The 15,460-nt window shown below is 59.9% G+C and carries 14 protein-coding genes; 12 read left to right on the forward strand and 2 right to left on the reverse strand.

The window, feature by feature from the left end:
* Positions 1-197 precede the first annotated feature (197 nt).
* Positions 198-2,870: an aconitate hydratase AcnA gene (acnA, locus tag ACSBQQ_RS04995; RefSeq protein ID WP_033634746.1), complete on the forward strand. Its 2,673-nt coding sequence runs from the start codon at positions 198-200 to the stop codon at positions 2,868-2,870.
* Positions 2,871-2,926: 56 nt separating this feature from the next.
* Here the strand turns inward: acnA and ribA are convergent, their stop codons facing one another.
* Positions 2,927-3,520, reverse strand: a complete 594-nt coding sequence (gene ribA, locus ACSBQQ_RS05000) for a GTP cyclohydrolase II (protein WP_019452695.1) — start codon at positions 3,518-3,520, stop codon at positions 2,927-2,929.
* 279 nt (positions 3,521-3,799) lie between these two features.
* On the opposite strand from ribA, the gene pgpB reads away from it, so the two are divergent.
* Complete coding sequence (gene pgpB / locus ACSBQQ_RS05005) at positions 3,800-4,561, forward strand: phosphatidylglycerophosphatase B (RefSeq protein WP_033647569.1); 762 nt, start codon at positions 3,800-3,802, stop codon at positions 4,559-4,561.
* A gap of 22 nt (positions 4,562-4,583) precedes the next feature.
* On the opposite strand, the gene ACSBQQ_RS05010 is transcribed toward pgpB, so the two are convergent.
* Positions 4,584-5,378, reverse strand: coding sequence for a DeoR/GlpR family DNA-binding transcription regulator (locus ACSBQQ_RS05010; protein ID WP_039565857.1), 795 nt, complete (start codon positions 5,376-5,378; stop codon positions 4,584-4,586).
* Between the two features lie 388 nt (positions 5,379-5,766).
* Here ACSBQQ_RS05010 and ACSBQQ_RS05015 point away from each other — a divergent pair, with 388 nt between their 5' ends.
* The 10 genes from ACSBQQ_RS05015 (at position 5,767) to ACSBQQ_RS05060 (ending at position 15,455) form a co-directional block, all read left to right on the forward strand.
* On the forward strand, positions 5,767-6,570 hold the full coding sequence (locus ACSBQQ_RS05015; RefSeq protein ID WP_033634732.1) for a transketolase: 804 nt from the start codon (positions 5,767-5,769) through the stop codon (positions 6,568-6,570).
* Positions 6,571-6,572: 2 nt separating this feature from the next.
* Positions 6,573-7,478 (forward strand): transketolase family protein, encoded by a 906-nt coding sequence (locus ACSBQQ_RS05020; protein WP_039565860.1) that lies wholly within the window; start codon positions 6,573-6,575, stop codon positions 7,476-7,478.
* 10 nt (positions 7,479-7,488) lie between these two features.
* Positions 7,489-8,289: a GolD/DthD family dehydrogenase gene (locus ACSBQQ_RS05025; RefSeq protein WP_039565863.1), complete on the forward strand. Its 801-nt coding sequence runs from the start codon at positions 7,489-7,491 to the stop codon at positions 8,287-8,289.
* A 63-nt stretch (positions 8,290-8,352) separates the two neighbouring features.
* Positions 8,353-9,285: a D-ribose ABC transporter substrate-binding protein gene (locus ACSBQQ_RS05030; protein ID WP_048321653.1), complete on the forward strand. Its 933-nt coding sequence runs from the start codon at positions 8,353-8,355 to the stop codon at positions 9,283-9,285.
* Between the two features lie 64 nt (positions 9,286-9,349).
* On the forward strand, positions 9,350-9,967 hold the full coding sequence (locus ACSBQQ_RS05035; RefSeq protein ID WP_039565865.1) for a DUF2291 family protein: 618 nt from the start codon (positions 9,350-9,352) through the stop codon (positions 9,965-9,967).
* Between the two features lie 9 nt (positions 9,968-9,976).
* The gene (locus ACSBQQ_RS05040) at positions 9,977-11,476 is read left to right on the forward strand and encodes a sugar ABC transporter ATP-binding protein (RefSeq protein WP_060427978.1); all 1,500 of its coding nucleotides are present in this window, start codon (positions 9,977-9,979) and stop codon (positions 11,474-11,476) included.
* A gap of 10 nt (positions 11,477-11,486) precedes the next feature.
* Complete coding sequence (locus ACSBQQ_RS05045) at positions 11,487-12,551, forward strand: ABC transporter permease (protein WP_039565870.1); 1,065 nt, start codon at positions 11,487-11,489, stop codon at positions 12,549-12,551.
* Positions 12,544-14,067, forward strand: a complete 1,524-nt coding sequence (locus ACSBQQ_RS05050; protein WP_039565871.1) for an FGGY family carbohydrate kinase — start codon at positions 12,544-12,546, stop codon at positions 14,065-14,067. Before ACSBQQ_RS05045 ends, ACSBQQ_RS05050 begins: the two co-directional genes overlap by 8 nt.
* Positions 14,064-14,861 (forward strand): SDR family oxidoreductase, encoded by a 798-nt coding sequence (locus tag ACSBQQ_RS05055; RefSeq protein WP_060387840.1) that lies wholly within the window; start codon positions 14,064-14,066, stop codon positions 14,859-14,861. Before ACSBQQ_RS05050 ends, ACSBQQ_RS05055 begins: the two co-directional genes overlap by 4 nt.
* 291 nt (positions 14,862-15,152) lie before the next feature.
* Entirely contained in the window at positions 15,153-15,455 is a 303-nt protein-coding gene (locus tag ACSBQQ_RS05060; RefSeq protein WP_004930650.1) for a LapA family protein, read from the forward strand.
* Positions 15,456-15,460 lie beyond the last annotated feature (5 nt).

A 15,460-nucleotide genomic window follows, 5' to 3' on the forward strand; every position in this document is an offset into this window, starting at 1 on the left:
CGCCGCCTCGTTGCAGCGTTTTCGTTGGCGCACCGCCTAACCCCTTGGCGGCGTTCGGACTTCCTTTGCGCTGATTGTTCCCGCCTATCGTTGTGATCAAATCGTGTTGTTATCAAAACGTTAACTTATCTTTGTGGTATCTTTAAACAAGACCTCAGTGATTACCCTGTTTTATCACAATAAGAAATGGAGGAGCTATGTCGTCCGATCTTCGTGAAACAAGTATGGATAAGCTGGTTGCGCTGAATAGCGAATATTACTATTACAGTCTGCCGCTGGCGGCGAAGCAGCTGGGTGATATCGACCGGTTGCCGAAATCAATGAAAGTGCTGTTGGAGAACCTGCTGCGCCATGTGGATGGCGATACCGTGCAGGTTGACGACCTCAAGGCCATCGTCGCCTGGCTGCAAACCGGCCATGCCGACCGTGAGATAGCCTACCGCCCGGCGCGCGTGCTGATGCAGGATTTTACCGGCGTTCCGGCGGTGGTGGATCTGGCCGCGATGCGCGAAGCGGTGCGGCGGTTGGGGGGCAACGTCGATCAGGTGAACCCGCTGTCGCCGGTGGATCTGGTGATTGACCACTCGGTCACCGTCGATGAATTTGGCGATGACAACGCCTTTGAAGACAACGTGCGTATCGAAATGCAGCGCAACCACGAGCGCTACACCTTCCTGCGCTGGGGGCAGAAAGCCTTCAACCGCTTCCGCGTGGTGCCGCCGGGCACCGGCATCTGTCACCAGGTCAACCTCGAATACCTCGGCCAAACGGTCTGGCACAGCGACGAAAGCGGCCGCCGCGTGGCTTATCCCGATACGCTGGTGGGCACCGACTCCCACACCACCATGATCAACGGCCTCGGCATCCTCGGCTGGGGCGTCGGCGGCATCGAAGCGGAAGCGGCTATGCTGGGCCAGCCGGTGTCGATGTTGATCCCCGACGTGGTCGGCTTCAAGCTGACCGGCAAGCTCCGCGAGGGCATTACCGCCACCGACCTGGTGCTGACCGTCACCCAAATGCTGCGCAAGCACGGCGTTGTCGGCAAGTTCGTCGAGTTTTACGGCGATGGCCTGGCCGATCTGCCGCTGGCGGACCGGGCAACTATCGCCAACATGTCGCCGGAATTTGGCGCCACCTGCGGCTTCTTCCCGGTAGATGACGTTACGCTCGGCTATATGAAGCTCAGCGGCCGCAGCGCAGAACAAATCGCGCTGGTGGAAGCTTACGCCAAGGCGCAGGGCATGTGGCGCAACCCCGGTGATGAACCGGTCTTCACCAGCTCGCTGGCGCTGGACATGTCGACGGTGGAAGCCAGCCTCGCCGGGCCGAAACGCCCGCAGGATCGCGTTGCGCTGCCAAATGTGCCGCAGGCGTTCAAGGCCGCCACCGAGCTGGATATCGGCGGTCAAAAGGCCAAAGCCGACAGCAAAACCTTTACGCTGGACGGGCAGCAGCACGAACTGCGCGACGGCGCGGTGGTGATCGCGGCGATCACCTCCTGCACCAACACCTCCAACCCGAGCGTGATGATGGCGGCCGGCCTGCTGGCGAAAAATGCCGTCAAGAAAGGGCTGCGCAGCAAGCCCTGGGTAAAAACCTCGCTGGCGCCGGGTTCCAAAGTGGTGACCGACTACTTCGATAGCGCCAAACTTACCGCCTATCTGGAAGAGCTGGGGTTCAATCTGGTGGGCTATGGCTGTACCACCTGCATCGGTAACTCCGGCCCGCTGCCGGATCCGATCGAGCAGGCGATAAAAGAGGGCGATCTGACCGTGGGCGCGGTGCTGTCGGGCAACCGCAACTTCGAAGGGCGCATCCACCCGCTGGTGAAAACCAACTGGCTGGCCTCACCGCCGCTGGTGGTGGCTTATGCGCTGGCGGGCAGCATGAAGATTGACCTGACCAAAGAGCCGCTGGGCGAGGGCAACGACGGTCAACCGGTCTATTTGAAGGACATCTGGCCGAGCAGCCAGGACATCGCTCAGGCGGTGGAAGAAGTGCGCACCGAGATGTTCCACAAGGAATATGGCGAAGTGTTCGACGGCGACGCTAACTGGCAGGCGATCCAGGTGACCGGCTCGGCGACTTATCAGTGGCAGGAGGATTCTACCTATATTCGTCATCCGCCGTTCTTCAGCACCATGAAAGTGACGCCGGATCCGGTGCAGGACATCAAAGACGCGCGCATTCTGGCGATTCTGGCCGACTCGGTGACCACCGACCACATCTCGCCGGCGGGTAACATCAAGCGCGACAGCCCGGCGGGGCGTTACCTGAGCGAGCACGGCGTGGCGCCGCAGGATTTCAACTCTTACGGCTCGCGCCGCGGCAACCACGAAGTGATGATGCGCGGCACCTTCGCCAATATCCGCATTCGCAACGAAATGGTGCCGGGTGTGGAAGGGGGCTATACCCGCCATATCCCGTCGCAGCAGCAGCTGTCTATCTACGACGCCGCCATGCAGTATCAGCAGGAAAAGGTGCCGCTGGCGGTGATCGCCGGTAAAGAGTACGGCTCTGGCTCCAGCCGCGACTGGGCGGCGAAGGGGCCGCGCCTGCTGGGCGTGCGGGTGGTGATCGCCGAATCCTTCGAGCGCATTCACCGCTCCAACCTGATCGGCATGGGGATTTTGCCGCTGGAGTTCCCGCAAGGGGTGACGCGCAAAACCCTGGGGCTGACCGGGGATGAGCAGATCAGCGTCGGCGGCCTGCAGCAGCTGCAGCCGGGCCAGACGGTGCCGGTGCACATCACCTATGCCGACGGGCGCAAGGAAGTGATCGACACCCGTTGCCGCATCGATACCGGCAATGAGCTGACCTACTACGAAAACGACGGCATCCTGCATTATGTGATCAGGAAAATGCTGTAATTAAGCAATAAAAAGGGCGCCGCAAGGCGCCCTGATTGTTTCCGCCGCGGCGGCGATCACTTCTGGTCGAGCAAATGGCCCATTTTGGCGGCCTTGGTCGCCAGATAGTGTTCGTTCTTCGGGTTGCGGCCGACGATCAGCGGCACGCGCTCGCTGATGTTGATGCCGGCTTCGGTCAGGATCTCGACCTTTTTCGGGTTGTTGGTCAGCAAGCGCACCGCGTCGACGCCCAGCAGTTTGAACATGTCGGCGCACAGGGTGAAGTCGCGCTCGTCGGCGGCGAAGCCGAGCTGGTGGTTGGCTTCCACGGTGTCTGCGCCCTTATCCTGCAGGGCATAGGCGCGGATCTTGTTCAACAGGCCGATATTGCGGCCCTCCTGGCGATGATAAAGCAGAATGCCGCGGCCTTCTTCGGCGATTTGCTCCAGCGCGGCTTCCAGCTGAAAACCGCAGTCGCAGCGCAGGCTGAACAGGGCATCGCCGGTAAGACATTCGGAATGCACGCGCGCGAGCACCGGCGCTTCGCCGGAAATATCACCGAATACCAGCGCCAGATGGTCATGCCCGGTCGCCAGTTCTTCGAATCCTACCATCAGGAAATCGCCCCAAGGTGTCGGCAGTTTAGCCTCTGCCACCCGTTTAAGCTGCATGTCACTCTCCACAAAAACCTACGATTCAATCATTGTCGCGCATCCTAAGTCCGGTTCGGTAAATTGACCAAGACTAAAACGTGCTGCGCCGATCTCTATTTCGTTAATTATCGGCTATTTTGCCACAACTTCTTGCCGGGCGGTGCTCAGCAAACCAGCAGATGGCGTTTTCCGGCTACCTATTATTGCGATAGGTTGCCTATCTGTTTAATTTTTCGCGTGTTATCAAGATTACACTCTTGTTACACTGCAGTCTGATTCACGCAGAGGAAAACGGGAATGTATGAGATAGCAAAACGCACGGCGGGCGGCGCGCTGCTGCTGCTGTTGATGCCGCTGGCGGTCTGGGTATCCGGCTGGCACTGGCAGCCCGGCGGCAATGATCGGCTGCTGAAAGCGCTGTACTGGGTGACCGAAACCGTGACCTCGCCGTGGGGCATTTTGACCAGCGCTATCCTTTGCGGTTGGTTTTTGTGGTGTCTGCGCTTTCGGCTCAAGGCGGCCATCGGTCTGGCGATCCTGCTTTCCGCCGCGTTGGTGATTGGGCAGGGGATCAAGTCGCTGATCAAGGATCGGGTGCAAGAACCGCGGCCGTTTGTGGTATGGCTGGAGCAAAACCACGGCGTGGACGGCAAATACTTCTATTCGCTGCATCGCAAAGAGCGCAGCGCGCTGGTGCGCGAGCAATTGCAGGATCAGACCCTGGTGCCGAACTGGCTGCGCAAGCACTGGCAGTTTGAAACCGGTTTCGCTTTCCCGTCGGGGCATACGATGTTCGCTGCCACCTGGGCGCTGTTGGGCGTAGGGCTGCTGTGGCCGCGCCGCCATTATAAAACCGTCGCGCTGCTGATGGTGTGGGCAACGGGGGTGATGGGCAGCCGTTTGCTGCTGGGGATGCACTGGCCACGCGATCTGGCGATGGCCACGCTGATCAGTTGGCTGTTGGTGGTGGTCACCTGCTGGCTGGCGCAGCGCTGGTTTGGCCCGCTGACGCCGCCGCCGCAAGAGCAGCAGGAAATCGCGGCGCGCAAGCCGGAATAAGCATTCTTCTCGCAGGCGCCCGTCAGGCGCCTGCCACCAACACCTTTACTCCCACCTTCTCAAAGGCCTGTATGGTGGTATTGCTGATACCGTCGTCGGTGATCAAATAGTCGATATGCTGCCAGTCACAGGGCAATGCGAACATCGACACCTTATCGATTTTGCTGGAGTCGGCAACCACATACACCGTGTTGGCTGCGTTGATCATCGCCGTTTTCAGTTTGATGTCGGTTTCGCTTGGGAAACTGAGGCCGTGGCGGGGTGAGATGCAGGCCGTTGCGAGGAACAGTTTCTGGGCCAGAACGTTCTCGAAGAAGCCGGCGGCTTTGTCCCCCGAAGTGGAAAGCGTCGGAAATTTGAACGAGCCGCCGGTCAGCAAAATGTTCACGCCCGGTTCGCCGCCCAGCTGCAGCGCGATATTGACGCCGGTGGTGATAACGGACAGTTTCTTGATGTGGCTCAGGTGATTGGCGATAGCCGTGGTGGTGGTGCCCGAATCAAGAATGATGGTGTCGCCCGGTTCGATAAAACCGGCGGCGAGCTTGCCGATGCGATCCTTGGCGGTCAGGTTGACCTGGCGTTCCAACAGCATGGCATGGGTGTTTTGCTTGCCATCGACCAGGGTTGCGCCGCCGTGGAAACGCTGCACATAACCTTGTTGCTGCAGGACCCGCAGGTCGGTGCGAATGGTCGCTTCGGTCAGCTTGAAGGTATCGGTCAGCATTTTGACCGTCGCCGAGCCGTCTTCGCGGATCATGTCGAGGATCTTTTCGCGCCGTTGCTGCATTTCCGCCAGCTGTTCGCTTTTGCTTTTCAATCGAAAGACTCCTGCACCTGTCAGTTCCCGCCGGGCGGTTTGCCACGGCAACTCCTTATTGATGCGCTGAATTTTAGCTCGCGATTATTGATAAAGCTATGGATAAACCCGGTCAATCCCTATTGATTTTTATTCGAAAGTCTATGGTGTCAGCGAAAGTCACCGGCTAAAACGAATTTTAAGTTGTTTGAATGCTTTTATTTCATTGTTATTCATTGCTTTTTATGAATTGTGATTCCGCCTGCTGCGTGCTTTTGCTTGAAATTTGATCTTGCCCACATTAATTATCGTTTTTGCTGCATATGATTTCCATTCGAAAATCAATGGCAGGTTAGCGGATCGTTTTAGAGGCGATAACGATAATCAATGTGCTCAAGCAGAGGTGACGATGGACTTCCAGGCGATTAAAAACACGGCGCGCCAGGCGCGCCGATATGTGGTGACCATGAACCATAAGGCAGGCAAGGGCCATACCGGCGCCGATCTGTCGGAAATCGACATCATCTGCACCTTGTATATGGCGGTGATGGATCGCGGCAATGCCCGGCCCGATCAGGATCGGTTCATTTTGTCTAAAGGGCACGGCGCCGGCGGTTTTTACTGCAGCTGCGCGGCGATGGGCCTGCTCGATCCGGCGGTGCTCGATCAGTTCATGGGCGACGACACCTTGCTGGCCGGGCATCCGGTGCGGCAGAAGCTGCCGGAGCTGGTGGAGATCAACTCCGGCGGTTTGGGGCATGGCCTGCCGATCGCCGTGGGGCTGGCGCTGGGCAACAAACTGGCCGGGCGCGCACATCGCCGCGCTTTCGTGCTGCTGGGCGACGGCGAGCTGGCGGAGGGATCCAACTGGGAGGCGGCGATGGCGGCCAGCAAATTCAAGCTGGATAACCTGATTGCCATCGTCGATCGCAACCGGCTGCAGCTGGCGGGCAAGACAGAGGCCATCATGCCGCTGGAGCCGCTGGCGGAAAAATGGCGCGCTTTCGGTTTCGAAACCCTGGAGTGCGACGGGCACGATCCGGCGGCGCTGGTGGCGGCGATCCAACGCCCGAGCCAAGACAAGCCGCGGGTGATTTTGGCCAATACCGAAAAGGGGCACGGCGTGTCGTTTATGGCTAACGTTGCCGCCTGGCATCACGCGGTACCGGACGAACAACAGCTGGCGCAGGCGCTGGCGGAACTGGAGGGGTGAACATGCAGGACTTACGCGATGCCGTGGTGACGGCGTTGATCGAAGAGCAGCTGGCGGGGGCAGATCTGAGCGTGATGGTGGCGGACTCCACGTCCACGTCGAAAATCGCGCCCTTTGAGCAGGCTTATCCGGAGCGTGTGGTGAACGTCGGCATCGCCGAACAAAATATGGTGGGCATGGCCGCCGGCATGGCGCTCAGCGGCCGCACGGTCTTTACCGCTAACGCCGCGCCTTTCCTGTTCGCCCGTTCTAACGAGCAGATGAAAAACGATGTTTGCTACACGGAAACCAACGTGAAAATGCTCGGCCTGAATGCCGGATTCGGCTATGGGCCGCTGGGGGCGACGCACCATTGCATGAACGACATCGCCATCGCCCGCACGCTGGGCAATCTCAGCGTCTATGCGCCGGCGGATGCGCGACAAGCGGCAGAGATTGTCCGTTATGTCATCGCGCAACCCGGCCCGGCCTATATCCGTATGGACAGCGACAAGCTGCCGGTGCTGAACGCGAGCTATCACTTCCGCCCCGGAGAGCCGGAGGTGCTGCATCAAGGATCTGACAGCCTGGTGTTTTGCCTGGGGACGCTGGCGCACGAGGCGATGAAGGTGCTGGAATTGGGCGATAACCCGACCATCGTCTCGCTGCCTTCGCTCTGGCCACTCAATGAGGCGGCGGTAGTGGCGTTGATACGTTCGCACCGCCGGGTGCTGACCATGGAGGAGCACGCCCTCAGCGGTGGCCTGGGCACCATCATCGGTGAGCTGTTGCTGCGGCATCAGCTGCCGCGGCCGTTTACCGCGCTGGGCGTGCCGGCTTATGAATTTACCCACAGCAGCAGCCGGGCGGCGCTGCGGCGGCAATACGCCATCGACGCCGCAGGGTTGCATGCTCAGTTAACGCCATAGGGGGAATGCGATGGAGCGGAACGAATACGACGTTAATTTACGCTACGGTGTCGATAGCCAGATGTCGCTGGCAGGGAAAGTGGCGGTGATCACCGGCGGTCTGGGCGGCATCGCGATGGCTGCCAATCGCCTGCTGCTGGAAAAGGGCGCGCGCCTGGTATTGATGTATCCGGCCTTCGAACAGGACAAGGCCGCGGCGGCGCTGCGGGAGTTGGGGGAAGAACAGGTGTTCTGCCAGGTGTGCGACGTGACCGAATCCGACTCGGTGGCTGCCGCCTTCAATGCGGCTCAGCGGCGCTTTGGCCGGCTCGATATCCTGGTCAACTGCGCCGGCTATGTCAATTTGCAGCCGGCGACGGAAGTGACGCTCGAGGAGTGGCAGCGCCACTTGGCGGTCAACCTCACCGGGCCCTTCCTGTGCTCGCAAGAACTGGCGCGCCGTGCGATAGCCGCCGGCCACGGCGGGAAAATCATCAACATCGCGTCGCAGGCGGCCTCCATCGCCATTGACGATCACTGCGCGTACACCTCCGCCAAGGCAGGGCTGCTGGGCATGACCAAGGTGATGGCCAAAGAATGGGCGCCGCACGGCATTACGGTCAACACGTTATCGCCCACCGTGGTGCTGACGCCTATGGGAGAGAAAGCCTGGCGCGGCGAGAAGGGCGAGGCGATGAAAAAGCTGATCCCGCTGGGGCGTTTTGCTTATACCGACGAAATTGCGGCGGCGATCCTGTTTTTTGCCAGCAACGGCAGCGACATGATTACCGGCGCGGACCTGATGATCGACGGCGGTTTTACCATTTGGTAAGCGGCAACCGCAGCGATCGCCAACACCAGACGATGTTCAACACAACGATAAGAGAACACCATCATGAGAAAAATAGCCACTTACCTTACCCTGCTCACCGGTTTTGCCTGCACCTCTGCCATGGCGGCGGAAAAGGGCACGATCGCCATTCTCGTCAATTCGCTGGATAACCCTTATTACTCCGCAGAGGCCAAGGGGGCCGAGAGCAAGGCCAAGTCGCTCGGTTACCAGACGCTGGTGTTGTCGCACGGCGAAGACGTTAAGCGCCAGGGGGAGCTGATCAGCCTGGTTATCGGCCGCAAAGTACAGGGCATCATTTTGGATAACGCCGATTCCCAGGCCAGCGTCGCCGCCGTGCAGCAGGCGAAAAACGCCGGTATTCCGGTGGTACTGATCAACCGCGAGATCCCGGTCGATGGCGTGGCGTTGGCGCAGATCACCCATAACAACTTCCAGGCCGGCTCGGACGTCGCCAACCAGTTTGTAGAAAAAATGGGGGAAACCGGCAAATACGCCGAGCTGACCTGCAACCTGGCGGACAATAACTGCGTTACGCGCTCGCAGTCGTTCCACAACGTGATCGACCAATACCCTGAGATGGTCAGCGTGGCGCGGCAGGATGCCAAGGGCAATCTGCTGGAAGGGAAACGCATCATGGACAGCATTCTGCAGGCGCATCCGGACATCAAAGGCGTGATCTGCGGCAACGGCCCGGTGGCGCTGGGCGCAGTGGCGGCGCTGAAGGCCGCCGGCCGGCAGGATGTCACCGTGGTGGGCATCGACGGCAGCAACGATGAACGCGACGCCATTCTCAACGGCAGCCTCTACGCCAGCGTGATGTTGCAGGCGCAGGCGATCGCCGCGCAGGGCATTGAAATCCTCGACGGCTATTTCCAATCCGGCAGCTATACCGGCAAGGAGCGCGTGATGTTCCGCGGCATCCTGATCGGCAAAGACAATGCGCAACGGGTCAGTGACTTCAACTTCAAACCGTAATCCGCGCTGAGCGGCGTCTTTCACCACCCCGTCCCGGCGGCGGGGTGCGATCGGAGGTGTTGTTATGTCGATGCGCATTGCGCTGGCCGTCACCGTCGTCCTGGCGTTGAGCGGTTGCCGTATCGTTTCGGAGAAAAAGCTGGCGGAGCTTCGCTCCCCGGTGAATTCGCATGTGGCGCAGGCGGCGGAAATTTACCGCGGCCAAATCGCTCCGCAAGCGGTCAAAACGGCGCAGCCGCTGGGCGAGCTGCTTGCCCGGATCGCCCAGGCCAAGGATTTTGACAGCGCCTGCGGTCTGCTGGGGTACCGCGCTCAACCGGAGTTTCCATGTTATTTCAACGTTAAGGTCAGCGGTGAAGTCGCGGCGGTCAACACCCGTTCGCGCAGCGGAAAATTAACGCTCAAGCTGACCGATGCACCGCTCAGCAGCGTGGAGGTGCAGATCGGGCCGGTTTATCGCGGTACGGCATTGCGCGACAGCTATCGCGGGCTGAGCTACGGCGATTTCAATGACCAAGCGCTGTTCGGCGATTTTGCCAGGGCGATTAATCAGGCTTCGATCGACGAACTGGCCGGATCCCCGCCCAAGGTGGGTGACCACATTACCGTGTACGGCGTATTCAGCAGCTGGCAGGCGCCTGCCGAGCCGCTGTTGATCACGCCGGTACGCATTCAACCTTAAGGGGGCGTGATGAGCGATCCGGTCATTATTCAAACGCGCAACGTTTCGCGTCTCTATCCTGGCGTCACCGCGTTGGATAGCGTGAGTTATCAAGTGTTTCGCAATCAGGTCAACGTGCTGATCGGCGAAAACGGCGCCGGCAAGTCGACCATGATGAAGCTGCTGGCGGGGGTGGAAACCCCGTCCTCCGGCACCATCGAGCTGGAGGGTAAAGCGGTGACGCTAACTTCCACGCAGCAGGCGGAGCGGCTCGGGATCAGCATTATTTTCCAGGAGCTGAACCTGTTCCCCAACCTGTCGGTGATGGACAACATTTTTATGGCCAACGAGTTCTTCCAGCGTGGCCGCATCAATGTGGACTATCAATATCAGCTGGCCAAATCCTTGCTGCAGCGGCTGGAGTTGGACATCGATCCGCATACGCCGTTGGGCAGTCTCGGCATCGGACATCAGCAGCTGGTGGAAATTGCTCGCGCCTTGGCGAAGGACACCCGGGTGCTGATCATGGATGAGCCGACGTCGGCGCTGAGCCAGGCTGAAGTGCGCACGCTGTTTCGGGTGATCGCCGATCTGAAAAAACGCGGCGTCACCATCATCTACATTTCTCACCGTCTGGAAGAGCTGATGGAGATTGGCGATCGCATCACGGTGTTTCGCGATGGGCGTTTTGTTGCCGCCGAGCCGGTCTGCAACGTCAGCATCCCGTGGATCATCGAAAAGATGGTCGGGGAAAAGAGCAAGCACTTTGATTATTGCGCGGCAGAGCAAGGGGATGAAGTGCTGAAGGTTGAGCAGTTGACGCTGCCGCGTGAAAACGGCGGCTATTGCCTTAACGACGTCAGTTTTTCACTGCGCAAAGGGGAAGTGATCGGCATTTATGGCCTGTTGGGCGCCGGCCGCACCGAACTGTTCAAGGTGATCAACGGCGTGATGCGCCAGACGGCAGGCCGCATTCTGCTCAACGGCAAAAGCGTGGAGCGGTTGGGGTTTCGTCAGCGCATGGCGTTGGGCATGGCGCTGGTGCCGGAAGACAGGCAGGCGGAGGGTTTGGTGCAGATGATGTCGATCAAGGCCAACATGACCCTGGCCAGCCTGGGGCGCAACGCGCTGCGGCCGTTGGCGGCGGCCGGGGAGTGTGCGTTGGTCGACGGCATGATCGAAAAACTGGCGATCAAGGTGAGTGACCGGGAGCTGCCAATCACCAGCCTGAGCGGCGGCAATCAGCAGAAAGTGGTGTTGGGCAAGGCGCTGCTGACCGGGCCGCAGGTAGTGTTTCTCGATGAGCCGACGCGCGGAATCGACGTCGGCGCCAAAACGGACGTTTATCACCTGATTGGCGCGATGGCACGCCAGGGGCTGGCGGTGATGTTCTCTTCGTCGGAGCTGGATGAGGTGGTCTCACTGGCCGACCGGGTGATGGTGATGGCGGACGGGAAACTGACGGCCGATCTGCCGCGCGAACGGGCCGATCGCGAAACGCTGATCCGCGCCTCAACCCCACACGCATAAGGATAAGGCAATGCAAACCAAGTATCGGTTGTATATGTATTTGCTGCAGGCGCGCACCTTCATCGCCCTGTTGCTGGTGGTGCTGTTCTTCAGCGGCATGGTGCCGAATTTTCTGACCGTCTCCAATCTGCTGATCATGACGCAGCACGTGGCGATTACCGGGCTGCTGGCGGTTGGCATGACGCTGGTGATCCTCACCGGCGGCATCGATTTGTCGGTCGGCGCGGTGGCGGGCCTGTGCGGGATGATCGCCGGTGCGCTGTTGACCGTCGGTATCCCGCTGTGGGATGGCAACCGGCTGTTTCTCAACGTTTTCGAAGTGATCGGCGCGGTGGCGCTGTTGGGCGTATTGTTGGGGTTGGTCAACGGCACGCTGATTACGCGGCTCGGCGTTGCGCCATTCATCTGTACCCTGGGCGCAATGTACGTGGCGCGTGGGGCGGCATTGCTGACGGCGGACGGCAAAACCTATCCCAATCTGGTGGGCATGGAAGCGCTGGGCAACACCGGTTTCGCGGCCCTGGGATCCGGCACCTTTCTCGGGATTTACAACCCGATTTGGCTGATGTTGGCCATCGTGTTGTTGGGGGTCTATCTCACCAAGAAAACGCCGCTGGGCCGTTATATCTATGCGATTGGCGGCAATGAGCCGGCGGCGCGGCTGTCGGGGGTGCCGATCGTCAAAGTGAAAATGTTCGTCTATGCCTTCTCCGGGCTGTGTGCGGCGCTGGTGGGGCTGGTCATCGCTTCTCAGTTGCAAACCGCGCACCCGATGACCGGCAATATGTTCGAGATGGACGCCATCGGCGCGACGGTGCTGGGCGGTACGGCGCTCAGCGGTGGCCGCGGCAGGGTATTCGGTTCGATCATCGGCGCCTTTGTGATCGTTTTTCTGGCGGACGGTCTGGTGATGATGGGCGTCAGCGAGTTCTGGCAAATGGTGATTAAAGGGCTGGTGATCGTTACCGCCGTGGTGATTGACCAGTTCCAGCAGCGTTTGCAGAGCAAGGTCATTTTGATGCAGCGGCAGGAGAAAAAAGCGGTGCAGCCGCTGGCTGAGGTGAGCCATGGTTAAAGCGGATTGCATTGTCGCGTTGGACGAAGGCACCAGCAACGCCAAGGCCGTGGTGGTGAATGCGCAGGGGGCGATCGTCGCCAGAGCCAGCAGGCCGTTGACGCTGCAGACGCCGCAGCCCGGTTGGGTGGAACAGCGGGGTGAGGCCTTACTGGCAGCCTCTCTGGCGGTGCTGCGGGAAGCGATTGCGTTGGCCGGCGCATCCCGTATTGCCGGTATCGCCATCAGCAACCAGCGTGAAACCGCCATCGGTTGGCGGCGTTCCGACGGCCAGCCGATCGGTCCGGCCCTAACCTGGCAATGCGCGCGTGCCGCCGATTTCTGTGAACGGCTGCGGCACGATCGGCAGGCCGAAGTGGTGCGTCGCGCCACCGGCCTGCCGCTTTCACCGCTGTTCTCGGCGGCGAAAATGCGCTGGTTGCTCGATCGCTGCGAAGGGGGGCAACGGATGGCGGAGAACGGAGAAATTTGCCTTGGCACCATCGATGCCTGGCTGCTGTGGCAGTTGAGCGGAGGACAGGCATTCGGCTGCGATACCTCCAATGCCGCTCGCACCCAGCTGTTGAACCTTGCCTCCGGCGATTGGGACGAGCGGATGCTGGCGCTGTTCAACATTCCCCGCCAGGCGTTGCCGACGATCTCTCCCTCCAGCCATGTGTTCGGCGCGACGTTGGGATTGGAAGGCATTGCCGACGGCATTCCGATTGGCGCGATGGTCGGTGATTCGCATGCGGCGCTGTACGGCCATGCGCTCGGCCAGGCGGGGCAGGTTAAGGCCACCTATGGCACCGGTTCATCGGTGATGGCGCCGATCGCCGAAGCGCAATGCGACACGAGCGCTCTGGCAACGACCGTCGCCTGGCACGATGGCGAGCGTATGCAGTATGCGCTGGAGGGCAATATTCCCCACACCGGCGACGCCATTGCCTGGATGCTGGATATCACCGCCATGTCGGCGGGGGGCGAGACGCCGTTAAGTGAACTGCCTGTTTGCGTGGCCGACAGCGGTGGCGTCTATTTTGTGCCGGCACTGACCGGGGTCGGCGCACCCTGGTGGGATGAGCAGGCGCGCGGCGTGATCTGCGGCCTCAGCCGCGGCACGCGGCGGGAACATTTGGTGCGGGCCGCATTTGAGTCGGTGGCTTATCAAATCGCCGATGTGATCGGCGTATTGCGGCAACAGCCGGGTTTTGCATTGCAGGGGTTAATGGCCGATGGCGGCCCCAGCCGCAATGACTGGCTGATGCAGTTTCAGGCCGATCTGCTGGGTTGCCCGGTGTGGCGCAGCAACACGGCGGAACTCTCGGCGCTGGGGGCGGCGCTGATGGCGATGCGCAGCCTGTGGGGGACTACCGATCGGCAACTGGCGGCATTGTTGCCCCAACATGATGAATTTAAACCCGATATGCAGCGCCACCGGCAGCTGCAGGAAAACTACAGCGCCTGGCGGCAGGCGGTGCAACGCACCTTGTGGCGGCCGCAGGCGAGCTCATTGATGACAGGAGAACAACCATGAATCGTGATTTCACGGGGAAAACCGTGGTGATTACCGGCGCATGCCGCGGCATTGGGGCCGGCATCGCTGAGCGCTTCGCCCGTTTGGGCGCCAATCTGGTGATTGCATCGAATGCGGAACGCATTCTGACCACGGCGGAAACGCTGCGCCAGCGTTATGGTGTGGAGATTCTGCCGGTGATCCTCGACGTCACCGATGAGGCGCAGGTGGTTGATTTTTATCGTCAGGCTTGGGAGCGATTCGGCGCGATCGACGTTTCCATTCAAAACGCCGGGGTGATCACTATCGATCGTTTTGACCAGATGCCCAAAAGCGATTTTGAGAAAGTGTTGGCGGTAAATACCACTGCAGTGTGGCTCTGCTGCCGGGAAGCGGCAAAATATATGGTCGGCCAGCGCCAGGGGCGGCTGATCAACACCTCTTCCGGTCAGGGGCGCAACGGATTCATTTACACACCGCATTACGCCGCCAGCAAAATGGGCGTGATCGGCATTACGCAAAGTTTAGCGCTCGAGCTGGCACCGTATTGCATTACCGTCAATGCATTCTGCCCCGGCATCATTGAAAGCGAGATGTGGGAATATAACGACCGCGTTTGGGGAGAAATTCTCAGCGGGCCGGAAAAAACCTACGGCAAAGGGGAGTTAATGGCCGAGTGGGTGGCGGGCATTCCGCTCAAGCGCGCCGGTCAGCCCGAGGACGTGGCGGGTCTCGTGGCCTTTCTTGCCTCGGACGATGCCGACTACATCACCGGCCAAACCATCAATGTGGACGGCGGGTTAATCATGTCATGACGTGACTGTGTCACAAAAACGCGGCGTCGGAACGGCGCCGCATTAACCGCTTACATTTTCCCGCCATTGCAATCCGCGCCGTCGCCCCCATATCCTTATAAATTCGACGTTTTGAGAAGCTTTCTCATCAATTTGTTCGCTAAGGCCGTTTACTGCCGAATATGCCAGCAGATATGTGGTTTTATCGTGCCGCAGGGTTTCCCTGCCGCAGTGGGAAATGCTAACTTAAGGGTTAGGGACGCCACGTTTTGGCATCGTTCATCCGATTCACTCGGCATCGCGGGAAAGAATGTGAAATATTTGCTGATTTTTTTGTTGGTTCTGGTGATCTTCGTGATTTCCGTCACCTTGGGTGCGCATAACGATCAGGTGGTCAATTTCAACTATCTGGTTGCGCAGGGTGACTATCGCGTATCGACCCTGTTGGCCACGCTGTTTGGCGCCGGTTTTGTTCTCGGCTGGATCATTTGCGGCCTGTTTTACCTGCGCACGCGCATTGCGTTGGGCCGCGCCGAGCGCAAGATCAAAAGGCTGGAGCTGCAGCTTGAGCAGCCCGCTGAACCGGCGGCTCAGCCCGTTGTCAGCAAGGAATAATCCTC

It is taken from the genome of Serratia sp. G204Y (genome assembly GCF_051172435.1).
Classification (GTDB): Bacteria; Pseudomonadota; Gammaproteobacteria; order Enterobacterales; family Enterobacteriaceae; genus Serratia; species Serratia sarumanii.